This is a genomic window from Vicinamibacterales bacterium (assembly GCA_041659285.1).
Classification (GTDB): domain Bacteria; phylum Acidobacteriota; class Vicinamibacteria; order Vicinamibacterales; family UBA2999; genus 12-FULL-67-14b.
This window is the reverse complement of record JBAZYO010000001.1, coordinates 176,503-199,050: the sequence shown is the minus strand read 5'-3', so window position 1 is coordinate 199,050 and position 22,548 is coordinate 176,503. Positions and strand designations below refer to the sequence as shown.

Here is a 22,548-nt window from a genome sequence, read left to right as displayed (position 1 = left end):
TAGTGGACCTTCGACAACTAGAAATCATACGAGCCATTGCGGAAACTGGTTCCTTCACGGCCGCGGGGCATAAGCTGCACGTCTCGCAGTCGGCCATCAGCCGGCAGATTCTGCTGCTCGAAGACGAACTGAAAGAGCCGGTGTTCCTCCGCGTGGGACGCCGCATTCGCATCACGCCGGCCGGCGAGTCGCTGCTGCAGCTGAGCCATCGCGTGTTCCAGGATCTCAAGGACACGACTGCCGGCATCACCGACAGCCAGGAGTCGCTGCGCGGCACCGTCCGGCTGCTCGGCGGCATGACGGTGTGCCTGTACGTGTTCCCGCCCCTGCTGACCGAGCTCAGGCGGCAGCACCCGGAGATCGAGCTGAAGCTGATGTCGGGCAGTTCCGAGCAGTGCCTGGCGCGGCTGCGTTCCGGCGCCGGCGACCTGGCCCTGCTCACCCTGCCGGTCGATCAGCCCGACCTGGTCACGGTGCCCGTCCTGCAGGAAGAATTGCTGGTGGTGACCGGGCCCAAGCACCCGCTGGCGAAGAAGCGCAAGGTGCTGCCGCAGGACCTCTACCGCCAGCCGTTCGTGCTGTTCGAGTCGGGCTCGAATACCCGCCGCGCCATCGACGAATTCTTCATGGCCGCCAAGGTCGAGCCGCAGATTGTCATGGAGACGGAAAACGTCGAGATCATCAAGGCGCTGGTCCGCAACGGCATCGGCATCACGATCATCCCCTACCAGGCGGTGGCGCGTGACGTGACCAGCGGCCAGCTGTTCTGCGCCCGCATTGAGGGCCGGTCGCTGGTCCGCGAAACCGGCTGGATCTACCCGAAGATGAGCCGGACGCCCCGCGCCGTGCAGGAAGTCATCAAGGCCTTCGAGCGGGTCCGGCCGAAGTTGAAACTGGCACCATGATCGAATTGGATGATTCCGATTCGATCATTCTATTTTCGTGGTGTGAGAGCGGTCGCTAGGATGGGTCCATTCTCCGTCCCTGAAGTGAGGCCCGCAATGGAAATCAGCCGCGAACGTGTCATCTCCATCGTCCTGAACGAAAAAGAGTGGCAGGCCTTCGTTCGCCTGCATCCCCAGCCGGTGGTGTGGCTGCGGGAGCGCATCCAGGAATCGATCGCGGTCGCGCCGGTTACTTCGCTTTCGGCTGCTGGCGGAGCGAATACGACGTCCGCGACCACACGTTAAGCCCCGGCTTGTTCACCAGCTTGAGCTCGATCTTGCGCGTGCGCTTGAGCGGGTCGGGGTTGGTGGATGAATACCCGAGCACGTAGTAGTCGCTGGTCTCGGCGTCGATGCGCTTGAGCGCCTTGTCGAAGTTGTTCTGGTTCACCACGGCGATGCCGCCGGTTTCTTCCGCCAGTACGCGCAGGCTGTCTTGCGACTTGCGCACGTACTCCCCGTACTCCACCGGATCCAGTTGCTCGTCGAGGTCGGCGCCGGCCACCAGGCCGCGTGGGTCGATGGTGTAGAGCGTCGCGTTGGCGCGGTTGGCCGTGCGCGTCACTTCGGCCAGCTCGCGCGCCAGGTCGGCATCGGCAAACTGCTGCCCGCTGAACTGCCCCTGCTGCTCCCGGCCTTCTTCCCGCGTCTGCCCGAAGCGGCCGCCAAACACCGGGTCTTCACCAAGCCGCGATTCCGAGAACGGGTTGAAGTCGTAGCCGTTGCTCACCCAGATCACCGCCTTGCGGCGGTTGTTGATCTTCTCCATCTGCGACAGCATGTCGTAGGCGGTCGAGAACGCGACGTGCGCGCGATAGCGGACTTCGCTCGGGCCATCCGACCCTTCCGCGCCCTGGATGATGTCGGACGGCTTGAGGCCGCTGCCGGTGATCTTCTTGATCGCCTCGTCCAGGATCTTGCGGTCGTAGGTCGGGTCGATCGCCAGCGACGAGGGGCCCGTCGAGACGATGGAGAACATGTCGCCTTCGTGGACGAGGGTCTTCGAGATCTTCTTGAACAAGTCGCGAATCCGCCCCGTGTTGCGGAAGTCCAGGTGCAGGTCGTCGACGATGATCAGGAAGATGCGGCCGGCGGTGTCGTTCTTGGGACGCGACGGCGGCAGGATGATGCCTTCCTGCGCCACCGGCGCGGGCGGCGCCGCCAGGTTGTGCACACGGCCGCCATGCACGAGCGTGAGGCCGGTAATCTCCTGCTTGACGCCGTCTTCGTAGATCTCGAAGTCGCCCTTCGTGAGATCCGCCACGAACTGATCCTGCGCATTGCGCACGATCGCGTCCGTGCTGACGTAGTCGATGGCCACGCGGAACTGGGGCTGTCCGGCCGGGGCCGGTGGCGGCGCCGCCGGCTTCTGTGGTGCCGGCGACTGCGCGCCGAGGCCCGTCGTCAAGGCCAGCACGGCCACTCCTGCGAAGCGAAGGCTTGCCGTCGTCATCCTGACAGTATAAGACGGGTTGGGCGCCGGATTAGCCGGTCAGGCCAACGGACCAGGTTCGAATAAGCTAGAACGACGATGCGCATTGCCATTGGAGCCGATCACGCCGGTTTCGAGATGAAGCGGGACCTCGCCGGTTACCTGGCCCAGGGCGGCCATGAGATTACCGACCTGGGCACGCACTCGACTGCGCCCGTGGACTACCCCGATATCGCCGAAGCCGTGGCGCAGGCCATCCGCAACGGGCAGGCCGATCGCGGCCTGTTGATTTGCGGCAGCGGCGCCGGCGCGGCGGTGGCGGCGTGCAAGTTCCCCGGCGTGCGCGCCGCGGTGTGCCACGACGCCTACACCGCGCGCCAGGCCGTCGAGCACGATGATCTGAACGTCTTGTGCCTGGGGTCGCGGGTGATTGGGCCGGCGCTGGCCCGCCTGCTGGCCGATACGTTCCTGGCGGCCAGCTTCTCGAGTGAAGAGCGGCACCTGGCGCGCCTCGCTAAAATCGACGCCATCGAATCCCGGTTTTCGCGGGAGCGCTAGGCCAACAGCTCCTGGCGGAGCTTTTCAAAGTGCGCGTCGGTCTGGCGCACCCCGTCGAGAATGGCTTCCGGCGTGAGCCACGTGTCGGGGTCGAGCGCCGCGGCGCGCGCCATCCAGCGCTCGCGTTCCAGCGGGTCGGCGTGACGCTCGTGAATGCGCGCCGCGATCTCGGAATGGCGGGCCCGCAACCGGGTAGCGATCTCCCGGCCCACCAGCTCCTCGAGCAGCCCATACGTGTGACGCGGCGCGGGCGGCGCTTCGTCCTGAGCGCCGGCACCAGCCGCCATTTCCTCGACCATCTGCTCGGCCTGCGCCTCGAGCGCGGGCTCACTCGTGGCGTCGTCGGGCGCGTAGGCCGCCGTATCGGGGGCCGGCGACTCGGGGGGCGCGTCCTGGCGCCGCCGCGGCTGCGCCTCGCGCGGCTGGTCGCGCCGCGGCTGCCTGCGGCCGGCTGGCGACGGCCGGGCGGCCGCCTCGTCTTCGTGCATCATCGCCTCGCTCAGCGCGAGGATGGCGGGCCAGTCGAAGTCGATCTCGGGATGCTGCTCTTCAATGGTGCGAATGGCGTCTTCGTCCAGCGCGGCGCGGCCCAGCACGATGCCGGGCGCGGTGCGATACCAGTACAAGAGCCTCGGCCGATCGCCGGGGCGATCGGCGTGGAGCAGGAAGGTGTTCTCGGTTCCGCGGCGGTCGCGGGTGAGGCGCAGGAATGGCACGGACCCGCCCTAACGCCGCTTCTTCGCGGGCTTGGCGGACTTGGCCGGCTTTGCCGCCTTCTGCGCAGGTTTCGAGACCTTGACGGGCTTGGCTACGGGCTTGGCCTTGGCCTTCGCCACGGGCTTGGACTTCGCCTTGACGGCGGGTTTGGCCTTCGCCACCGGCTTGGCCACCTTGGCGGCCACCGGTTTGACGGCTGCCGGTTTGACGGCTGCCGGTTTGGCCTTGGCGGCTTGTTTCGTGGGTGCGCTGACCTTGACGACCGGCGCGTCCGGCGAGCGATGGATCATCGTGAACCGCACCTGGTCGAACGTGGCGTGGAAGGTCCAGATCTCGGCCACCGGGATGTTGTATTCGGTGCAGAGTCGGCGGGCCGCGTCCACCGACGTGGGCGGGACGTACAAGTGCATTGGTACCTTCAACTTACAGAAGACACCCCATTCCGCCCGCGCCTCGAGGGCATTGACGGATTCGCCGGTTTCCACCTCGATGGTCCCCAGCAGCTTCTTGCCGCCCTCCGCGAAGAGGAGCAGATCCGGAAACACGACGAGGTTCTCGACCGTCACCGACTGGTTCTGCTCGGCGCCGGGATTCATGATGACTTCGTTCTTGCGCTTGTAACGGGCCTGCAGCAGGCGAATCACTCGATCATGTTCGAGTTGCTCGCGGACCGGGCGGGTGAGAATCGGGCTCACTACTGAACCGTCCGTTCGTTATGCAAAGGGGCCGTTCCTACGGAACGGCCCAGAAAGCGTCGACGAGCTTGGTGGCCGATCCCTGGACAATCGCTCATACGCTCCATTAGAACCTCCGGAAGGGGTTCGTAAAAGTCACGGCACTATAACACGCGCCCCCGGGGCGCCCGGCTAGAATGGAGGGATGTTTCTTCGTGGAATGACCATTCTCTTAGCCTTTATGTTGACCGGCCAGGCGGCCGCCTTCGCCCAGGCTTCACCGGACAGGCCGGCAGGCAAACAAGCCCCCAGGCCCGCCGCCCCGGCCGTTGACCCCGCCCTGGCCAAGCTGCTGGCCGGCATCCGCGCCGCCGACAAGGGCCAACTGGCCGTGTCGGAAGAGGACGGGCGCTTCCTGAGGGTGCTGGTCGGCGCGATCGGGGCCAGGCAGGTCCTGGAAATCGGCGCCGCCAGCGGCTACAGCGCCATCTGGATAGGCCTCGGCCTGCGCCAGACCGGCGGAAAGCTGGTGACGATCGAGTACGACCCGGTCCGGGCCAAGGAAGCCACCGCCAACATCCGGCGTGCCGGCCTGTCCGACATCGTCCAGGTGATTTCGGGGGATGCGTTCAAGGAGATCCCCAAGGTGACGGGCCAGTTCGACCTGGTGTTCCTGGACGCCTGGAAGCCGGACTACAAGAAGTACTTCGAAATGGTGTTTCCGCGGGTGACGCCGGGCGGGCTGTTCCTGGCGCACAACGTGATCAACAAGAAGAACGACATGCTCGATTTTCTGACGGCCATCGAGACCCATCCGCAGGCGCTCACCATCACGGTGTCGCCCGGCTTCGAGGGGATTTCGATGACGTACAAGAAGCGATAGGCTGCGGGCTCGAGGCTTGAGATGAGGGCTGTTCACATCATCGGCGTGCCGCTGGACCTTGGCGGCAATCGCCGCGGCACCGACATGGGGCCGTCGGCGTTCCGCATTGCCGGCATCGGCGAACAGCTCGCGGCGCTCGGCCTGTCGGTCACCGACAAGGGCGACGTGCCCTCCCCCATTCCCGAGGCCAAGGGCGCCGGCGATCCGCGCAAGCGCTACGTGAAAGAGATCGCCAAGGTGTGCCAGCGCTTGTTCCAGGCGACGATGGCATCGATGGACGAGGGCGCCACGCCCATCGCGCTCGGCGGTGATCACAGCCTGGCGACCGGATCGGCGGCCGCCGCATCCGCGCAGATGCGCAAGCAGGGCAAGCCGCTCGGCCTGATCTGGGTGGATGCACACGGCGACATGAACAGCCCCGACTCCACCGGCTCGGGCAACGTGCACGGCATGCCGCTCGCCGCGCTGCTCGGCAGCGAGCCGTCGGAGCTCGGGCACTTCGCCGGCGACACGCCGGTGGTGCAGGCGAAGCACACCGTGCTCGTGGGCATCCGCAATCTCGACGATCGCGAAAAGGAAATCGTGCGCGCCTCGAACGTGCACGTCTTCACCATGAAGGAGATCGATCGCCTCGGCATCGCGGAGGTGATGGATCGCGCGATCGCGCTCGCCACCAGCGGTACCGGTGGGTTCCACGTCTCCTACGACCTCGACGCGTGCGATCCCACGGTGGCGCCCGGCGTGGGAACGCCGGTCAAGGGAGGCCTCAGCTACCGCGAGGCGCACATGGTGATGGAGATGATTGCCTAGTCCGGCAAGATGACGTCGCTCGACCTGGTCGAGGTGAACCCGGCGCTGGACATCAGAAATACGACGGCGGAGTTCGGTACGGAGCTCGCGCTCTCCGCACTGGGCAAGAATATCCTGTAACTGAAAAAGGCGGCACTAAAGTGCCGCCCTTCTGGCGACAAGCGTCCGAGCCGGACTACGACGCGGCGATGCGGCCGAAGCCGCTCTGATTGCCGCGCGACTCCTCGAGCATGTCCTCGAGCGTGTCCATCAGCATTACCAGCGAGTACGGCTTTTCGACCAGCCGCGTGTTCGGGCGGAGCGTTTCGAGGTCGGCGGATTCGGAGCGGAGTCCGGAGAAGATGATCACCGGCACGCCGGGCGGAATCGAGACCACCACTTCGCGGCCGGAGCCGCGCCGCAGCCGCAGGTCGATGATGGCGGCGGCCGGGCGATGGGTCTTGATGGCGTCCAGGCCTTCGTCGGCGGTTTCGGCCGTGACGACGGTGTACTGCCGCATTTGCAGGAACTTCACCAGCGGCTGGCGCACGGCGCTGTCGTCTTCTACAACCAGGACGACGGGGGACACTTCTCTAACCACGGTGAAATTATCGTCCCAGAACACCGGGAACGCTAGGGCTGACTGGTAGGACACCGCAGTCCGCCATGTGCGTTTAGCGGACTGAGGCGACATCCGGCCGAATCATTCAGCGCCGGGCCCGTATCTGCTTCTCGTGGTGCCTGGTATGGACCAGGTGAAACCGGGCCCACTGGTCCACCGTCAAGGCGCCGATCACGGGGTGATTCAGCACCTTCACCGGCCCAAACGCCTTCCGCACACGCCCGGTCGCCTCATCCAGCCAGGCCAGGTCCTTCTTCACGCCCTCGATCACGTCAGGCAAGGCGATGGTGCCGGTCGGCACGACATGCCTGGGCGCCTTGCGGCCTCCCGGAAAGTAACCGAGGTTGATGATGACAAAGGCCTGCAGCGTCTGCTTGAACGTGGCGCCGGTCGCCAGCGGCGCGTTCTTCTCCAGGCAGCGTTCGAACCCCTTGGCCGTACCTGAGTACGTGCGCTGGAGGTGCTCCACGATCTCCACGACTGACCAGCGGTCGCCCGTGCGCCTGGTGGCGGATTCGGGCGTGATGCCGGAGGTGGCGTCGAGAATGACGTCGAGGCACGACTGCAGGTGAGGGTTCATGATTCCTCGCAGTGTACAATGGGAGATTCGGGCCGGTAGCTCAGTGGTAGAGCATCTGACTTTTAATCAGGTGGTCGTGGGTTCGATCCCCACCCGGCTCACCATTCGACTCGCCTATCGACCCACCTGGGCGGGTCGATAGGCTCGCTCATGGCGGGCCATGAACGGCAGTCACCTCCTCGTCGCGCGCTCCACCTGCAATAGTTCTCGCGTCGCCGCATGCTGCGGGCGGCTCAGCACCTCCCTCGGGTCCCCCTCCTCCACCACCGCGCCGTCGGCCAGCACCACCACGCGTGTGGCGTGCTCCCGCACGAAGTCGTCGTCATGCGAGGTCATCACCAGGGCGCGGCCCGTCGCCGCCAGCGCGCGCAAGGCGTCCCCGAGGTCGTGCCTGCGGGCCGGGTCGAGGGACGCCGTCGGTTCGTCCAGCAACAGCAGCGGTGGGTCCACCGCCAGGGCGCGGGCAATGGCGACGCGCTGCGCTTCCCCGCCCGACAGCTCGCGCGGCAGCGCGCCGGCACGATGGCCGACGCCGAGTTGATCGAGCAGGGCCTGCGCGCGCACGCGGGCATCCGCGAGGGACTGCCCCACGACGTGAATCGGCGCGAGCGTCACGTTGTCGATCGCCGACAGGTGCTCGAACAGGTAGTGAAACTGGAACACCATCCCCACCTTGGCCGCCGTGATGTCGCCCGCGTCCGGCGGCTCGAGGCCCGCAATCACGCGCAGGATCGTGGTCTTGCCGGATCCGGAAAGGCCCATCAGCGCCACGACCTCGCCGGCCGCGGCCTGGAGATCGACGCCGCGCAGAATCTCGCGGGGGCCGCGGGTCAATCGCAGTCCGCGCACGGTCAGGGTGGTGGTCATGGCGTGGGCATCCTCCACCGCTCTTCCAGCCGGCGCGCGAGGTAGCCAAGCGGCAGCGACATCACCAGGTACATCGCCGCGCACAGCAGACCGGGCACTACCCAGCTGCCGATGTTGGTCGCAAAGATCTGCGTCTGCTTGGTCAGCTCGACGACGGTAATCACCGAAACCAGTGAGGAGTCCTTGAGCAGCGCGACGAAGTCGTTGGTCATGGGCGCCAGCGCGAGCCGGAACGCCTGCGGCGCGCGGATCAGGCGCAAGGCCTGGAGGTTCGAGAACCCGAGGATGCGCGCGGCATCCAGTTGCCCGCGCGGCACGGCCTCGAGCGCGCTGCGGTAGATCTCGCTCTCGTAGGCGGCGTAATTCAGCCCAAGGCCCACTAGCGCCGCCATGAAGGCGGGCAGGCGAATCACCGCCGCGAGGCCGTAGTAGATCACGAACAGTTGCAGCAACACCGGCGTGCCGCGCATCACTTCGACGTAGGCCGTCAGCACCACCCGCGTGACGGGATCGCCGTAGACGCGGCCAATGGCAATGAGCGACCCAGACGCGACGGCCAATGCCATGGCCAGGCAAGACAACGCCAGAGTAATCAAGGCGGCGCGCACGAGCGACGGGAAATACAGCGAGGTGGCGCCGGTACCTAGGGTGCCTGGGGTGCCTGGGGTGCCTGGGGTGCTAGGGGTGCTAGGGGTGCCTAGGACTCGCTGGAACAGCGCCGGTTGATCGTCATTCCACACTCGCCACTTGCGGAAGATGCGCTCGAGCGTGCCGTCGCGCATGGCGGCGCGGAGGGCGTCGTCCATCTGGTCGCGTAGCGCCGTGTTCTCCGGCGCGGTGATGACGATGTAGTGGCCGATGGCGAGCGCGCCGGGATGGGTGTAGAGGCCGGTGGCGCGGCGCATGGCGCGGTTGGCCAGCACGTTGTCGAGCACGACGGCGTCGACGCGCCCATTGAGCAGGTCGGAATAGGGATGCACGTCTTCGTCGTACGACACGGCGGTGATGCCATGCGTGCGCTCGGCCTCCAGCAGCAGGTCGTAGGCCATGGTGCCACCGAGCGTGGCCACCTTCCGGCCCCGGAGGTCAGCGAGGCTGCGGTACCGTTCGCGGTCGCCATCGCGAACCGTGAGCACTTCGCGGAACTCGTAGTACGGGACGCTGGCGCCCAGCGACTGCCGCCGGGCCGGGATGTCTTCGATGCCGCTCAGGCCAATGTCGAAGTCGCCGCGCTTCGCGGATTGATCGAGGGACTGGAAGGCGACCTGGATGAACCGCGCCGTGCGGCCCAGTCGGGCGGCGATTAGTTCAGCGACCTCAACATCGAAGCCCGCGACCTTGTTGGGATCGGCCGGGTCCGCCTCGACGTACGGCGCGCCGCCCTCGGCGTCGCCGCCCCAGCGCAGCGGTGGCGGCGTCTGGGCATGGGCCGACGCCGCCAGCAGCACGGCGCCCAGCCACGCGGCCACTCGCTTCATTGCTGCGTAAGCCAGTCTCGAGCGGCGGCTTCGTCGTCGAACAGTTCCGGCCACTTGCCGATCATCGTGAGCGTGAGGAACGCCGGTGCCTCATGTGTCGTGGCCGTGATGGGCATAGATCCTCCCGGGAGAGGTTCCCCATACTCGCGGCCGGACCGCAGCGTGTCAAGTTTGGAGCGCGCCCGGCGAGAGCGGGAGACGTCGAAATGCCCTGTGCTATAATTCGTTGTTTCTCACCAAGCGTCCCCGTCGTCCAGAGGCCTAGGACGTGGCCCTTTCAAGGCTAAAACACGGGTTCGAATCCCGTCGGGGACGCCAATAAGTCGGTCGGCAGAATTCCGGCCAAAATTCCAGGTTTCACATCCGCGTCCCACTTCACAAACCATCCTGAAGTAGTGATATCGATTGAGACCCCCGTTGTTCCGGGTTTCACATCCGCGTCCCACTTCTCAAACGGGGGACGTTCGGCACCGCTCAACGTCAACGGTCCGAGCATCCGGCGCAACACCAGCCGCGCAACCTTCGGCTCGGCGCGAAGGGTCTCACGCCACTCACCGGCGCGTTGCAGTAGCGCAGCGCGGACCTTGTCAGCGTTTGGTCGCTCGGGACGCGGACGCCGCAAAGCGGCCTCCACCTTCGCCAGTTCCGCTTGGCGCTCCTTAATCTTCGGCACTAGGCCGTCGCCACTTCCGAGTTGCGCAACCACCTCGCCCAGATTGTTCAGTTCCTTCCGCAGCCGGTCCCGGTCCGAGGTCAGCCGCCCGGTCTCGTCCGGCACAGTCTCGACCATCATCAGCAGTTCATCCACATACCGGGTGCCCAGCGCCTCGTCGATCACCTCCTGCAACACGGCGTTGTCGGTCTCGACAATCGGCAGCGCCAGCGTGCTCGAACACACGCCGGGTTTCCGGCGGCGGGTCGAGCAGATATACACGTTGCTCAGGCCCTTCCACGGTGCCACCCGGGCCTCGAAATTCGCACCACACTCCGAGCAGACCAACATCCCGCCCGAGAGCAGGAACTTGCCGTGGGCACGCTCGGGGACTCTGCCGCCTTTGGCGACAGAGGCGAAGTAACGCTCACGCTTCTCACCACGAATCGTAGCCACGCGCTCTGCAAGGTCTGGTTCGACAATCTGCCACTCGGGCTTCTCAACACGCGTCCACTGGTCCGGTGGCACAGGTATCTGCCCCTTCTCCCGCTTCGTGCCGTCGGGGCGGAACTGGCGCTTTCCTAGCTCGCGGCCCCACGCCTTCTTGGTCTTGCCGAACACCATCACGCCGCGATAGACCTCACGCTTCAGAATGTCCATCACGGTCATCATCGACCAGCCCGAGGGACGGCCCAACTGGGCGCGTGGGGCCGGGACCTTCCGAAGGTTCAGCGCCTCGGCAATCGAGCGGTAGCCCTCGCCGTTGGCGGCGCGGGTGTAAATCTCGACTACCACCGCTTCCTCATCGGGCTTGGGCTTCAGGGTCTTCTGCTTCTTCGGTCCAACGATTTCATAGCCGAAGGGCGCACCACCAACCCAATATCCGTCTCGTGCATATGCGTGGGAGGCACCAGTCGAATGCTTCCGCTTCTCGCGGCGAGAGAACTGCACCAACTGCAGCCTCATCGACAAGCTCATCTCGCCCTCAAGCGAATCGAGGTCCACTTGTTGGCCGTTCGAGAAGTCCCAGACGGACACGCCGAGGTCAGCCAACTCGGACAGCGCGTCCATACCCTTGTGGGCAAGGCGGGTAAAGCGGTCAAGGTCGAAGAACACCAACGCATCGAATGCACCGGCGCGGGCATCGCTCATCATCCGTTGGAAGGCAGCACGGCCTTCAAACAGCGCACCGCTCACGCCGTTGTCGCGGTAGACCTGCGCCTCATCGAGGGTCCACCCCTGCTTCTCGATAAAGGCGCGGCCACCCTCGACCTGGCGCTTCACCGATTCAGTGTCGGCGTGCTCCTCGCGTTTGTTCTTGTCGTGGTCCTTCGATACTCGGGCGTAAATTGCGGCTCTCATCGTTCGCTCCTCAGTTCCTCAATACGGCACGCCACATCGAGGTGGTAACCGTCGGCCTGCCAGTTCAGTAAGCGCACCACGTAGCGCCCATCGCCTATCGCGACAATCCGACCTATCGCATCGGTGCGCGCCATACTCATCACCCGCACTACATCGCCAATCTCAAACATCGAAGCCTCCTGTGCGGCGCGAACTTTACGAGGTCGCTACACAGCGGGGCAAACTTCGTGGGGTGGGTGTGTGGGGGTGTGTGGCCTCGGCAATCTGCTTGCGCCTTACGGGGCCAGCCCGGAGGGACCCGTCACCTGTGTCACACCTGTCCGTGATCACCCATACGAACACCCGGGCCGCAGCATTCGCTACGTGCCCGGGTGCTTGGCGTGTCGGTGAAAGAGCCGACCGAAGCTGGGGACGCCACGCTCCCAGAGAGAGGGTTCATACGCGGTCAGATGGCCGGCGCATAGCGCCGAGGGTAGAGGACCGCGCACGTTGGGGTGTCCCTCTCAAGACACCCGGAGCACCTCTACCGCTTACCCAACCGTCACGGTCTCATCGACCGCTTCAAACAAGTCGCGCAGCGCCATCGCACGCGCCTTGGTCAGTTCGACAACGTCGCCACGTTCCAGATGGCGATACGGGTCCTCATCCGTTGGCCAGCGAAACTTGTTTGGCTTGCCGGTGTAGCGGAACTTGCACTTGGTCTCGGGCGTGGGCCACTTGGCTTCGAGGTCGCGCAGTTGCTCGACTTCGCGCTCCAGTCGGCCCTTCTGGACGCGCAGCCACCGCAGCCCGGGCTTGCCGACCAGTAGTTCCAACTCAGGGGACGAGATACCTTGTTCCGCCGTCGCGCCGTTCTCCAACTGCCACAGTTCGTGTTCAAGGTCGGCGCGTTTGCGGTCTACCTCGGTGCGAGATAGACCGGAGCGCATTACCTCGGCGCGAGTCTTGGGTAGGGCCTCAAGCTTGCTCTGGCGGTCCTTGACAAGGGTGTCGCGCAGGTCAATCGCTCGCCCCGTATTCGACAATTGCGTCAGGGTTTCGACCAACATCACTTCACCTCCTGTCGTGCACGGACAATCGCGGCGTTCAGGTCCGGTGGGTTGGGGACGCCGTTTGCCTGCGTCGGCGGCACCGGCGACACCTTGGGTGCCTTCTCCCGAATCAGGGCATTCAGGTCCGGTGGGTCCGGTGCCCACGGCAGTTCCAGCTTGCCTTGGGAGACGAGGGCCACGATTGCCTTGGCGTAATCGGCCATCGTGCCGACGACCTTGGCCACCGGCTTCGCAGGCTTCTCGGCTTTGGCCAGAGCAACCAGCCGCGTCAAGGATGCCAGCCGCGCCTCCGCGTTGCGGTCCGTTGGCGCGCACTTGGCGCACTTACACTGCGCCCGAACAATCTTCAGCGTTGCTTCACTCATTTGGGGTCTCCTTCTTCATAAGCCCACGCTGGCATCGGTGCCAGACCTGGGGCCGTAGCCAGTAGTTCAAGCAGTTCGGCATCGCTTCGCGTGGCCAACGCTTCGCGCACCGTCGCGACCAATCCGGGCCGCGAGGTCTCCATCAAGTCGCAGAGGTCAAGCACATCGCGCCGCCATTCGCGCATTACTTCGGCGGTGGGGCGGTACCAACAGACGCGAACCGCAGACCAATCAGGTTGCGCGTTGCGTCGGTAGCAATACTCGTGGGCAAGTTCACTAACGGATTCCATAACCTTCTCCATCGGCCACGAATCCCGCCGGGGATTCTGGCCTCGCATTAGCGGACGCCATAGAGGTCCTGTAGTTGGCGAAGGCGCACACGCGCACGGTCGTAGGCCTCGACCTTCGATATGCGGCCAGCTTCGTAGTCGTGCAGGTCGCCGGCCATCTCCATCGCCTCGCACGTGGGCTTCGGTTATCAGCACGCCTCGGGCGTAGACCTCGGGTGCGCCCGACACACGCTGCGGCTGTGCGGGAACAGCTACGGGCTGCGATTGGAGTGGCGGCTGGGGCCTAACCTGGGTCCAGCCGAGGATTTGGTCAGGCGCGGCTGCGGCAAGGGCCTTCAGCTTTGCGTTGCGCGTCTGGTAGAAGTTCCGCTCCTCTGCGGAGAGCATCTTGTAGCTGCCCTTAGGGTGCAGCACGAGGTTGCCCCTGCGGCCGAGGGCCAGCCACATACGCTTCTCGACCAGCGTGGCCAAGAACACTTCGGTGGTTATCCACATAGCGTTGCCTCGTCACAATAGGAACGCGGGGCCGACGACGCACGTGGCTCGATTGCGCGGGAGGCACTTGTCCAGCTAGTCGAGGTCCGACTGTCCGGCGAAATGCCGAGCGAAACGGCCGCACGCGGGTTTCTCGGGTTTCGCGGGTTTGCCCGCAACCTCTCCCCGCGAGGCGTATTCGACCGAATCGAATCTTTCTCAGCATCCTTGCTATAAAAGAAACCCGCGAAACCCGAGAAACCCGCGCTCATCGGCCCTCCTCGGTCACGAGGTCAGGCACTTCGTCTGTCCAATCGCTGTCGGACAGGTCCTTCTGCCTCGGCTCGCCGTTGCTCAGGGTCCACTTCTGGCCGTTGCGCGAGGGCTCGCAGCGGAAGGCGCGGCCATTACTCACGCGGTCCTTGTGGCGGCGCAGCCACCAGCCCACGCTCCTGCCGCTCCATCCGCGACCTTGACAGCCGGCCTCAATCAACTTGTCGTGCAGTTCCACGATGGCAGGCCGCGCCTTTATCTGCGCGTAGCTCGTAGCGAAGGCGCTGGCTGCCTTGTCAATCTCAGCGACCTCGATACTGGCGTCCCCGAGCGCCGCAGCCCACAGCGCCATCACGTCCTGCAATTCATCGCGGCGCGGGTCAGCGTCAAAGATTGCCTCTTGGGTCTCAGCTGGGTCAGCGTGGCCAAGCCAAACGAGCGCCCCGCGAATCAAAGCGAAGTCGGCAAACGACCCCATCGGCTTCTTCAACTTCACCGGACCAGCGAGGGTGTAGGCGCGAAGCACCGTCAGCCCGGCGACCACTAGCTCAGGTCGCTGGACAAGGGCTTCGGCGTGGCAGTCGAAATCAAACTCACGGTCGGCGGGTCGCTCGACTTTCGCATCCAACCGACAGATCACAGCGCGGCGCGTCACATCGCCCGGGAGGGTCAGGTTGTTCCCACTCGCCATCACCAGCGCCGTGGCCGGCAGCACTACAACTTCGCTCAGACCGAGAATGCGCGACTGCACAACCTCCTGCGTCAGCATCGAGCAGAGAAAATCGCCCTCCACCGGACGCTCGCAGTTATCGAGGTGGATAATTGGGTCACCCGCTCGAAGGACGGCGACCAGGCGCTTTTCATTCTCCTCAGGCGTCTTGCCTTGACTCAGCGCTGGGGGCTTTACGCCGGTTGCAATCAAACCGGCCAGTTCCACGAGCATCGACTTGCCCGTGCCAGCCGTGGGTGCATCGAAGGCAAACAGCGGTGCGGTCCGCATCACCGGCCGCACCAACGCGGTCAGCATCGCCGCCAGCGCGACGGACCTAGCCGAGTCCCCGTCGAAGGGAAAACCACGCAGCAGGCAGTTCAACCTGTCGAGTGCGGCGGCGGCGTCGTCCTTCGTGGGTGCCGTTGGCACTCGCGGGAACGCATTCAGGTCGAAGTCGAGCAGGAGGCGCGTCTGCGCGTCGTAACCCGGCGTGTCCAACACGCTGCCATCGCGTCGCAGCAGCGGCGCGGTCACCACGGCGCGGAGCGAGGGGAATTTCCAGTCGTCACGCGCCAGTAGGGTTCGGGGGTAAATCGACGGCGGGTCAATGGGCTTATGGTTGGACTTCCACCGCATCACGCCGCCCATCAGTTCGGTCAGCCGCGCCTCGCGCAACTGCGATAGGACTAACGACCCGCGCTCACGTTTCACGCCGCCGTGGTCTTGCTCTAGTTCTTGGCGGACGGGCATTACCAGCTTGCCGCCGCGTTGGTAGATTGGCTGGTCGCTTTCGAGTAGCTTCGCCTCAACGCGGTCAACAATTTCAGTTAGCTTGCCGCCGGCCACGACGATTGTGTTTTCGTCGTCAGTCTCCCCAGCGCCGAGCCATTCCGACAACCGCTTAACGACCTTGGGGTCAATCATCTCGGCCAGCGCCGTCTGGCCCTTTACCGGCTCACCGGCGGCAATCGCTTTCGCGGTGGTCTCGATTACGACGGCGGCATCCTTGGCATCGTTGCCGGTGGCCTCGGCCAACGTCTGGCAGACATCGAGGGCTTCCTCATTAGTGGCACCGGATTGGAGCAGTAACCCTGCGACGGCCATACGCGCATCGTGGCCGAAGCCTCGGTGCCCGAGATACTTGTAGAGCCGGTCAGTAACGGCGAACAACGCCACGCGACGTTCAAGATTGTCAACGTGTTCAAATTCGCCTTCCGATACCACGCAGAGCGTTTCATTGCTCGGGTGTAGCGACGGCGGAATCATCGTCTGGCAGGGCGTGCCCTTCTTCGTCAGGCCGCGCAGTTCAACGACAACCTCTGTGCGCTTAATCGGGTCTTTGTATTGCCGCAACACGACGGGCGTGGGTGTCGTGTAGAAAACGTGCGCCATCGGCTTACTGGCGCGTCCGAACACGAACCCGTTAGCAGGCAGAAAACGGTCAGCGCGAATCCCGCCGGTCACGTTGTCGAAATCAACGTCAGCGAGGTAGCGACCGGGCTGGACCTCGGTGCCGAGCTTTGCGCCGAAGTTCATGCCCTCGCGGTTGTCCGTCAGCGGGTAATCTTTACTTGTCCAAGCGGTGTCCCTTGGGCCTTTCCAATCCTTGCGGTCCGCGCCGCGTGGCCAGATAACCAGCGACACGCCGCGCCGCTCAACGAGGTCGCGCAGCAGGTCTACAGCCACACGCGCTCCTCGGGAAAGCAAACCAACCGCGCCAGCTTCGCCATGCGCTCACGCACCATCAACGTCTGGGGCGTGCCGTCACGGCGCGTCAGGTCGCGTCCGAGATTCGAGTGGTGGGGACCGTAGCCGACTAGCTGCGCAATCGTGCAGCGCGTCATCGGTGCGTTGCGCACCGCTTCGACAAATTCAGGATTCAGTAGCCGCTTGGGAGCCATCGCCAGTCATCTCCTGGCCGGACCCGTACAGCAAAAGAGCCGAGTCCGGCGTAATACGAAACCGCCACTCATCTGGGAGTGGGTTGGGTTTGCACTACTACGCGGTAACTCAGCTCATCGAGCTTCGTAGGCGAGGGCTTCCGTTAGCCGAGATAATTATCGCGCCGTCTCGCGGAAGATTCAAGTGTTTCCTGCCGCCGTGGGGCGCTCCCATAGAGCGTTCGTCGCGTTCGCGCTCTATGGGAATCTGCCATAACGGCGTGGGGCGCGGCGACGGCGCGGCGTTCTCCGTGGGGCGCTGCCATAGGGCCGTGGGGAAGCTTTGCGTTACAAAGCCGACCTCGGTTCAGGCCACTCTCCCAACACGGGTCCATTCCACTAAATTCCACTAGGTTGACATTGGCTGGTTACTCTGCCACTATTGGCTTATGGACGAAGCCCCAAAGCCCGGCGACCCCTTCGCAGAGATAACGGCCATGCAGAAGGTGGCCGAGGCGCTCAAGTCGCTCGACACCGCCGCGATTGGCCGCGTGCTCCAGTGGGCGGCCAACCATTGGAGTGTGCCGACGCCGCAGGTCATCACCGGCGCGAGTATCCCGAGCACAGCCAAGATGCCCGCGCCAATCGTTTCGGCCGACGCACCGCCCCCGAAGTACACAGACTTGGGCGAACTGTTCGCTGCCGCGTCTCCCGCCGCCGATACCGACCGCGTGCTCGTGGTCGGCTACTGGTTGCAATTCATCGAGGGCAGAAGCGACCTCGCGTCATTCGACGTGAACAAGGAACTCAAGAACCTTGGCCACGGCGTGGCCAATGTCACCACGGCGTTCGACAACCTCAAGGCCCGGAAGCCCGCGCCGGTCATTCAGCTCAAGAAGGCCGGCACCAGCAAGCAGGCGCGTAAGACCTACAAGCTCACGCTGGCGGGCAAGCAGGCGGTCGAGGCTATGCTGCCGCCCCAATAGACGAGGAGAGCACGATGCAACTCAAGTTGTTACAAGTAGCCGTCGCAGCCCACGCCCACCGGCGCGACGGCCTAAACAGAAAGACCCGCCTCCCAATCGCCTAGCAGCAGCGGGAAGCGGGTCCGGGTGGGCCGTTACCAACCCAACTATCGAATCGTAACACGTAGCCAAGTAGGGCCGGGCGTCCCGGCCCTATGCGGCCTTATTGGAGGTCGCATGGGATATCTGGGAAATCAGTGGGCCATAGCGAAAGTGGTCCTCAAGGACGAAGAACGCTTCATCATCCGCTTCGACGACAACACCACCACGCCGGGTTACATCTTCTCGACAACGCAGCCGCTCACCGAAGCGCAACTGCGCGAGCAACTGGCAAAGGCGGGCGGCACGGAGTTCGACATCGAGCGGGTCTTGCTGCAGGCGCGGGAGAACTACCAGAAGGAACTGGTCCGCACACCGTAGCAAGACGACCAGCGGCGAGGGCGGGACCTTACCTGGCCCTCGCCACGGTCGTGCGTTCTCGGTGTCGGCGTCAATCAGGAGCTAAGAATGCAGAACACGAAACGAACAACGATGCTGTCCACCGACGTTGGTCGCGGTTGCGAACATTGCGGCGAATCGGTCGGGTTCAACGACAGCGGCGACCTCGCGCCGAGTATCAATCACTATATCGAGCAGCACGGATACTCGCTGCTCCACGTCGGCCAGCAGTCCTCAAATGGTAACGACGGCAAGCCTTACCATCACACCGTCGCTGTCTTGGGGCACGATAATCCACCGGACATTCCGCCGGTGCCCGACCTCGCGGACTACATCAAGGGCCGCCCGGAGAAGTCTTAGGAACCGGAACTGCGGGAGGCGCGGCGGGAATCACAGGAAGGACGGCGTGCGGGTCAGTCGAGAGGCTGTGCCCGCACACCGTAGCAACACGATTGCCGGTGGCCCCAGGTTAGGGTCCACCGGCGGTCTACGCCGCTCGGAGAAGTCCTACATGCAATCGTGCGTCGTCGCTGTCCCCGCACCCGCCAGATCCAGCCATTGTATGTCCATCGAAAACGACATTCTCCAGCCTGGCCGAAGCGTCACCGAGAAACCAGACAGTCGTTCTCCTCGCGGTAGGGCACCGACGTCGGTTCCGCTACCTATTGACCATCTAACCGTAGCGTCCGCCCCTGCAGCCTCACCGTGCCAGCCGTTGGGTGCGCTGACGTCGACTACTGGCAGACCGCAGAAGCCAATCGCAAAACTCCTCAGAGGTCCCGTCGAGCCGTCGTTTTTCACTGTCACCTGCATTACGCGACTAGCGTTGGCAGACTCGCAACGAACGTAGACCGATACTCCTTCGAGGAAGCCAACAAGAAGTTCGTCCCTGCCGCATTCGTTGTCGCGAAGGCCTCGGTGTGGCTCCTGTAGGAGCGGCGACGAGAGCGCAATTAGAAGCAGCAGGTTAAGCGGCATATGGCTATCGTCCATTCTGACATGCCCTCATCTTTGCAGGTCCGCCGATAGCAATGTCGGGCCGGTGGTTTACGCCGCTCGTAGCAGGCCTCCGACCCGCTTACAGCTTCGCTTCGGGGACGCCAGCCTCCGCTCTGATTCAGGCGGAGGCTGTCCCGCCGTAGCAAAGCCAAGAAGTGTGCTTTGCGAAGGCGGACCGTCCCCGACCAAAATGAGAGCTTCGTCTGGGCGAGCCGCTGGCAATTCCTTCGACATCCCGTAGCCATCGGCATTGTACAAACTGCGACGTCGCAGCCGGCTTCCATCGAAATCGCGCGATATTCTGAAGGGCCTGGAATTGCAGCGGGGTGTGCTCATGAGAGCTCCTCTGACGACCGTGTACGTACTTCGAAGCACTCCCGCGCCAGCCCGCTACTATGTTGGCCTCACATCGGACCTCAAGCGCAGGCTTGAGACCCACAACAGTGGCGGCTCACAGCACACCGCCGCACTTCGTCCATGGGAGTTGGTCACTTCAATCGAGTTCGCGTCGGAAGCCAGCGCCGCCGCGTTCGAGACGTACCTCAAGACAGGATCTGGCAGAGCATTCGCGAAGAGACACTTCGTGTAGGGCAATCATTCGGGCCGTGCGACCCTTTGGCGAATTGCTCCACGGGCATCGTGGGGCGTCGGATTGGTTACACGTGGCTGGTTGCGGAAGGGTCATCGCGTGCTCCGTAGCCCTCGGCGTCGCTCAGCGTTGATCCTTTCTCTCACGCGCGGAGGATTTCCGATCGAACCGCGGACCCGGAACCGGCTGTACCTGTCACGCCGAGGGCGCGAGAACGTTTCCCGTTTCCAGCGCCAGTCGTGGTTGAATCGGTGGAGCCGCATGAGCAGGTTGCCCAAGAACGAATCCGACGACAATGCGCCGGTCGCGCGAGTCAAGAACTACATCACACCGAGCGGTCTGCAGCGGCTCAAGGACGAGCACAAGTTTCTCCTCACCAGGGAACGACCGGCAGTGACACAGGTGGTGGCGTGGGCCGCGAGCAACGGCGATCGCAGCGAAAACGCCGACTATCAGTACGGCAAGCGGCGGCTGCGCCAGATCGATCGGCGGATTCGCTTTCTCACGAAGCGCATAGATGCCGCGGAAGTGGTCGACCCGGAAACCCCGAGACCGGCGCGGGCGGCGGCGCGGGTCTTCTTCGGGGCGACCGTGCGCTACGCCAATGCCGCTGGAATGGAGCGCGTGGTGAGCGTCGTCGGCAGCGACGAGGTCGACCTCGATCGCAACCACATCAGCTGGGTGTCGCCACTGGCGCGGGCGTTGATGAAGTCCGGGCCAGGTGATCGCGTGGTCCTTCACGCGCCAGGCAGCACGGAGCGGCTGCTGATCATCGAGGTGCGTTACGAGCGCATTCCCGTGGAACCGTTCCGCGTGCCACCTGGGGCCGAGGCCACGACCAAGGAACGTCCTGGCATCGACGGCTAGGACGCCGAGCGGCGACCGCTCCTAGCTCGCCGCCGACTGGACGAAGCGCGTGTCGATGCCGGCGCGCTTCAGCAGGCCTTCGAACCCCGGCTTGTCCACCGCCTTGAGGTAGGCCTCTTGCGGTTCGACCACCTTCTTCGCCACCAGGTCCATCAACGCGTCGTTGAGGGCGACCATGCCCTGCGAGCGGCCCACCTGCATCATCGAGGGAATCTGGAACGTCTTCGCCTCGCGGATCAGGTTGCTGATCGCACTGTTGATCAACAGGATTTCGAGCGCCGCGACGCGGCCGCCGCCAATCTTGCGGCACAGGTTCTGCGCGATCACGCCCTTCAACGACTCCGACAGCATGATGCGGATCTGCGACTGCTGATCGGTCGGGAACTGGTCGATGACGCGGTCCACGGTGGACGCGGCGGTGGTGGTGTGCAGCGTGCCGAACACGAGGTGGCCGGTTTCAGCGGTTTCAATCGCAATCGCCACGGTCTCGAGATCGCGCAACTCGCCCACCAGGATGATGTCGGGGTCTTCGCGCATCGCCGCCCGCAGCGCGTCCTTGAACCCCGAGGTGTGGGTGCCCACTTCGCGCTGGTTGATCAGGCAGCTCTTGTTCTCGTGCACGAACTCGATCGGGTCCTCGATGGTGATGATGTGGTCCGACCGGTTCTTGTTGATGTAGTCGATCATCGCGCACAGCGTGGTGGACTTGCCCGAGCCGGTCGGGCCGGTCACCAGCACCAGGCCCTTGGTCAGCCGGCACAGCTGCAGGATGTGCGGCGACAACCCGAGCTGCTCCGCGGTCAGGATGTTGGCCGGGATCACGCGGAACACGGCGCCAGGCCCCTTGCGATCGAGGAAGACGTTGGCGCGAAACCGCGCCAGGCCGCTGATCTCATAGGCAAAGTCGGTGTCGTGGCGCCGCTCGAACTCGTCGCGGTTGGGCGGCGGCATGATCGGCTGCAGCAGCGCGGCAATGCCTTCGGGCGTCAGCGCGCCCATGCCGGCATCGAGCGCCTGCATGTGGCCGTCCTTGCGGATCAGCGGCGGCATGTCGGACGACAGGTGCAGGTCCGACGCCTTCGCGTCCACCATCTGCCGGAACAACACGTCGATGGCGTGGCCGCCGCCGGCCGGAGCCGTGGTCACGACCGGGCGGGTCACCGGCTTGCCCGCGGCAGCCTGGGCGGAGGCGATGGCCGCCGGCTGCTGCGCCGCGGCCCTGGTTGAGGCGGACGCCGCCGACTGATCGGGCACGAAGCTCACGGCCAGCTCGGTGCCATTGCGCAGCACGGTCACCTTGAAGGTGCCGGACTCCGGGGACACATAGTCGAACTCCACCGTGGATTCCTGCGGCAGGCGCCGCCGCGCGTGCTCCGGAATGATCGGGCTGAGCAGCGTGAGAATCTCCTGGCGCGTCAGCGGCGTGCTGCTGGCGTCTTGCGCGGTCCCCGACGCGTCGAGCATGCGCGCCGGGCTGCCCACCGCCAGGCGCAACCCGCGCGCCCCGGTCTCGGCCATCGTCTTCAACAAGCCGTCTACGGCTGCGGCCATCAGTCGCTCACCTCGAGCAGCGAGACAATGTGCAGGGAGTTGATCAACACCGTGCGATCCGACAGCTCCACGTAGCGGAACCGATCATCGATGTGCGCGTAGTCGCTCAGCCGATCGCGGCCGGGCGGCCGGTAGACGGCAACGTGACCGGTGATCTTCTCGCCGCTGGAAAGCAACACCGAGACGTGACGCCGCGTCGCCACGTCGTAGCCGTCGTCGAGCTGCGCTTCGATCACGTGCTCCGGCAACACCACCTTCACCACGTGGGCGCGATTGATCAGCGAGGTTTCTCCGCTCGGGGCCTGGAACGGGAAGAACCCGGGCTCCAGGTTGAGCAGGTCGCCCACGCGCTCCGGGCCGGAATGCCCCTGGCTGGAGCCGGACAGGAAGAAGTGCCCGGTGATGGTGCCGCCGGTTGACAGCGTAATCTCGGCGGCCTCGCGGCGTTTTTCGACTCGAAACTCAGACACGTCCG

At 64.7% G+C, this 22,548-nt stretch carries 22 protein-coding genes, 2 tRNA genes and 1 pseudogene; 10 read left to right on the top strand and 15 right to left on the bottom strand.

The window, feature by feature from the left end; translation table 11 throughout:
- Positions 1 to 2 precede the first annotated feature (2 nt).
- Positions 3 to 905, top strand: coding sequence for a LysR family transcriptional regulator (locus WC815_00920; protein MFA5907315.1), 903 nt, complete (start codon positions 3 to 5; stop codon positions 903 to 905).
- A 229-nt stretch (positions 906 to 1,134) separates the two neighbouring features.
- On the opposite strand, the gene WC815_00915 is transcribed toward WC815_00920, so the two are convergent.
- Positions 1,135 to 2,397, bottom strand: a complete 1,263-nt coding sequence (locus tag WC815_00915) for a VWA domain-containing protein (protein MFA5907314.1) — start codon at positions 2,395 to 2,397, stop codon at positions 1,135 to 1,137.
- Positions 2,398 to 2,475: 78 nt separating this feature from the next.
- Between WC815_00915 and rpiB the strand changes: the two genes are divergently transcribed.
- A complete protein-coding gene (rpiB, locus tag WC815_00910) occupies positions 2,476 to 2,934 on the top strand; it encodes a ribose 5-phosphate isomerase B (protein MFA5907313.1) in 459 nt (152 codons plus the stop codon).
- Here the strand turns inward: rpiB and WC815_00905 are convergent.
- Positions 2,931 to 3,650 (bottom strand): hypothetical protein, encoded by a 720-nt coding sequence (locus tag WC815_00905; protein ID MFA5907312.1) that lies wholly within the window; start codon positions 3,648 to 3,650, stop codon positions 2,931 to 2,933. The two genes, rpiB and WC815_00905, sit on opposite strands and share 4 nt — an antisense overlap.
- Before the next feature lie 9 nt (positions 3,651 to 3,659).
- Positions 3,660 to 4,346: a hypothetical protein gene (locus tag WC815_00900; protein MFA5907311.1), complete on the bottom strand. Its 687-nt coding sequence runs from the start codon at positions 4,344 to 4,346 to the stop codon at positions 3,660 to 3,662.
- Between the two features lie 199 nt (positions 4,347 to 4,545).
- Here WC815_00900 and WC815_00895 point away from each other — a divergent pair, with 199 nt between their 5' ends.
- Both WC815_00895 and rocF read left to right on the top strand, forming a co-directional pair.
- The gene (locus tag WC815_00895) at positions 4,546 to 5,208 is read left to right on the top strand and encodes an O-methyltransferase (GenBank protein MFA5907310.1); all 663 of its coding nucleotides are present in this window, start codon (positions 4,546 to 4,548) and stop codon (positions 5,206 to 5,208) included.
- A 21-nt stretch (positions 5,209 to 5,229) separates the two neighbouring features.
- Positions 5,230 to 6,138 (top strand): annotated as a pseudogene (gene rocF / locus WC815_00890) (arginase).
- A gap of 55 nt (positions 6,139 to 6,193) precedes the next feature.
- On the opposite strand, the gene WC815_00885 reads toward rocF, so the two are convergent.
- Together WC815_00885 and WC815_00880 are read right to left on the bottom strand one after the other, a co-directional pair.
- Positions 6,194 to 6,598, bottom strand: coding sequence for a response regulator (locus tag WC815_00885; GenBank protein ID MFA5907309.1), 405 nt, complete (start codon positions 6,596 to 6,598; stop codon positions 6,194 to 6,196).
- A 106-nt stretch (positions 6,599 to 6,704) separates the two neighbouring features.
- Positions 6,705 to 7,199: a DUF1569 domain-containing protein gene (locus tag WC815_00880; GenBank protein ID MFA5907308.1), complete on the bottom strand. Its 495-nt coding sequence runs from the start codon at positions 7,197 to 7,199 to the stop codon at positions 6,705 to 6,707.
- 29 nt (positions 7,200 to 7,228) lie between these two features.
- Between WC815_00880 and WC815_00875 the strand changes: the two genes are divergently transcribed.
- Positions 7,229 to 7,303, top strand: a tRNA-Lys gene (locus WC815_00875).
- 67 nt (positions 7,304 to 7,370) lie between these two features.
- Here WC815_00875 and WC815_00870 read toward each other — a convergent pair.
- Together WC815_00870 and WC815_00865 are read right to left on the bottom strand one after the other, a co-directional pair.
- Positions 7,371 to 8,066, bottom strand: a complete 696-nt coding sequence (locus WC815_00870; protein MFA5907307.1) for an ATP-binding cassette domain-containing protein — start codon at positions 8,064 to 8,066, stop codon at positions 7,371 to 7,373.
- Positions 8,063 to 9,544: an ABC transporter substrate-binding protein/permease gene (locus WC815_00865; protein ID MFA5907306.1), complete on the bottom strand. Its 1,482-nt coding sequence runs from the start codon at positions 9,542 to 9,544 to the stop codon at positions 8,063 to 8,065. Before WC815_00865 ends, WC815_00870 begins: the two co-directional genes overlap by 4 nt.
- 242 nt (positions 9,545 to 9,786) lie before the next feature.
- On the opposite strand from WC815_00865, the gene WC815_00860 reads away from it, so the two are divergent.
- A tRNA-Glu gene (locus WC815_00860) sits at positions 9,787 to 9,862 on the top strand.
- Here WC815_00860 and WC815_00855 read toward each other — a convergent pair.
- From WC815_00855 to WC815_00830, 6 genes are all read right to left on the bottom strand, one after another.
- A complete protein-coding gene (locus tag WC815_00855; protein ID MFA5907305.1) occupies positions 9,828 to 11,558 on the bottom strand; it encodes a recombinase family protein in 1,731 nt (576 codons plus the stop codon). The genes WC815_00860 and WC815_00855 overlap by 35 nt on opposite strands.
- On the bottom strand, positions 11,555 to 11,728 hold the full coding sequence (locus WC815_00850) for a hypothetical protein (protein MFA5907304.1): 174 nt from the start codon (positions 11,726 to 11,728) through the stop codon (positions 11,555 to 11,557). The genes WC815_00855 and WC815_00850 overlap by 4 nt, the downstream gene beginning before the upstream one ends.
- A gap of 360 nt (positions 11,729 to 12,088) precedes the next feature.
- Positions 12,089 to 12,607 (bottom strand): hypothetical protein, encoded by a 519-nt coding sequence (locus WC815_00845; GenBank protein ID MFA5907303.1) that lies wholly within the window; start codon positions 12,605 to 12,607, stop codon positions 12,089 to 12,091.
- Positions 12,607 to 12,882 (bottom strand): hypothetical protein, encoded by a 276-nt coding sequence (locus tag WC815_00840; protein MFA5907302.1) that lies wholly within the window; start codon positions 12,880 to 12,882, stop codon positions 12,607 to 12,609. The genes WC815_00845 and WC815_00840 overlap by 1 nt, the downstream gene beginning before the upstream one ends.
- Before the next feature lie 1,125 nt (positions 12,883 to 14,007).
- A complete protein-coding gene (locus tag WC815_00835; GenBank protein ID MFA5907301.1) occupies positions 14,008 to 16,410 on the bottom strand; it encodes a hypothetical protein in 2,403 nt (800 codons plus the stop codon).
- The gene (locus WC815_00830; protein ID MFA5907300.1) at positions 16,401 to 16,625 is read right to left on the bottom strand and encodes a hypothetical protein; all 225 of its coding nucleotides are present in this window, start codon (positions 16,623 to 16,625) and stop codon (positions 16,401 to 16,403) included. The genes WC815_00835 and WC815_00830 overlap by 10 nt, the downstream gene beginning before the upstream one ends.
- A 428-nt stretch (positions 16,626 to 17,053) precedes the next feature.
- On the opposite strand from WC815_00830, the gene WC815_00825 reads away from it, so the two are divergent.
- The 4 genes from WC815_00825 to greB all read left to right on the top strand — a co-directional run bounded on the left by WC815_00825 (position 17,054) and on the right by greB (position 20,522).
- Positions 17,054 to 17,590, top strand: a complete 537-nt coding sequence (locus WC815_00825; protein ID MFA5907299.1) for a hypothetical protein — start codon at positions 17,054 to 17,056, stop codon at positions 17,588 to 17,590.
- A gap of 216 nt (positions 17,591 to 17,806) precedes the next feature.
- The gene (locus tag WC815_00820; GenBank protein ID MFA5907298.1) at positions 17,807 to 18,049 is read left to right on the top strand and encodes a DUF3656 domain-containing protein; all 243 of its coding nucleotides are present in this window, start codon (positions 17,807 to 17,809) and stop codon (positions 18,047 to 18,049) included.
- 87 nt (positions 18,050 to 18,136) lie between these two features.
- Complete coding sequence (locus tag WC815_00815; GenBank protein MFA5907297.1) at positions 18,137 to 18,427, top strand: hypothetical protein; 291 nt, start codon at positions 18,137 to 18,139, stop codon at positions 18,425 to 18,427.
- A gap of 1,489 nt (positions 18,428 to 19,916) precedes the next feature.
- On the top strand, positions 19,917 to 20,522 hold the full coding sequence (gene greB / locus WC815_00810) for a transcription elongation factor GreB (protein ID MFA5907296.1): 606 nt from the start codon (positions 19,917 to 19,919) through the stop codon (positions 20,520 to 20,522).
- Between the two features lie 21 nt (positions 20,523 to 20,543).
- On the opposite strand, the gene WC815_00805 is transcribed toward greB, so the two are convergent.
- Together WC815_00805 and WC815_00800 are read right to left on the bottom strand one after the other, a co-directional pair.
- Entirely contained in the window at positions 20,544 to 22,073 is a 1,530-nt protein-coding gene (locus WC815_00805) for a type IV pilus twitching motility protein PilT (GenBank protein ID MFA5907295.1), read from the bottom strand.
- Complete coding sequence (locus WC815_00800; protein ID MFA5907294.1) at positions 22,073 to 22,543, bottom strand: hypothetical protein; 471 nt, start codon at positions 22,541 to 22,543, stop codon at positions 22,073 to 22,075. The genes WC815_00805 and WC815_00800 overlap by 1 nt, the downstream gene beginning before the upstream one ends.
- Positions 22,544 to 22,548: the final 5 nt, after the last annotated feature.

What these genes read in the sequence shown, in the direction of transcription:
- WC815_00915 (MFA5907314.1), bottom strand. Translation starts at nt 2,397, where the DNA reads ATGACGACGGCAAGCCTTCGCTTCGCAGGAGTGGCCGTGCTGGCCTTG.
- rpiB (MFA5907313.1), top strand. Translation starts at nt 2,476, where the DNA reads ATGCGCATTGCCATTGGAGCCGATCACGCCGGTTTCGAGATGAAGCGG.
- WC815_00895 (MFA5907310.1), top strand. Translation starts at nt 4,546, where the DNA reads ATGACCATTCTCTTAGCCTTTATGTTGACCGGCCAGGCGGCCGCCTTC.
- WC815_00880 (MFA5907308.1), bottom strand. Translation starts at nt 7,199, where the DNA reads ATGAACCCTCACCTGCAGTCGTGCCTCGACGTCATTCTCGACGCCACC.
- WC815_00870 (MFA5907307.1), bottom strand. Translation starts at nt 8,066, where the DNA reads ATGACCACCACCCTGACCGTGCGCGGACTGCGATTGACCCGCGGCCCC.
- WC815_00865 (MFA5907306.1), bottom strand. Translation starts at nt 9,544, where the DNA reads ATGAAGCGAGTGGCCGCGTGGCTGGGCGCCGTGCTGCTGGCGGCGTCG.
- WC815_00855 (MFA5907305.1), bottom strand. Translation starts at nt 11,558, where the DNA reads ATGAGAGCCGCAATTTACGCCCGAGTATCGAAGGACCACGACAAGAAC.
- WC815_00850 (MFA5907304.1), bottom strand. Translation starts at nt 11,728, where the DNA reads ATGTTTGAGATTGGCGATGTAGTGCGGGTGATGAGTATGGCGCGCACC.
- WC815_00845 (MFA5907303.1), bottom strand. Translation starts at nt 12,607, where the DNA reads ATGTTGGTCGAAACCCTGACGCAATTGTCGAATACGGGGCGAGCGATT.
- WC815_00830 (MFA5907300.1), bottom strand. Translation starts at nt 16,625, where the DNA reads ATGGCTCCCAAGCGGCTACTGAATCCTGAATTTGTCGAAGCGGTGCGC.
- WC815_00825 (MFA5907299.1), top strand. Translation starts at nt 17,054, where the DNA reads ATGGACGAAGCCCCAAAGCCCGGCGACCCCTTCGCAGAGATAACGGCC.
- WC815_00820 (MFA5907298.1), top strand. Translation starts at nt 17,807, where the DNA reads ATGGGATATCTGGGAAATCAGTGGGCCATAGCGAAAGTGGTCCTCAAG.
- WC815_00815 (MFA5907297.1), top strand. Translation starts at nt 18,137, where the DNA reads ATGCAGAACACGAAACGAACAACGATGCTGTCCACCGACGTTGGTCGC.
- greB (MFA5907296.1), top strand. Translation starts at nt 19,917, where the DNA reads ATGAGCAGGTTGCCCAAGAACGAATCCGACGACAATGCGCCGGTCGCG.
- WC815_00805 (MFA5907295.1), bottom strand. Translation starts at nt 22,073, where the DNA reads ATGGCCGCAGCCGTAGACGGCTTGTTGAAGACGATGGCCGAGACCGGG.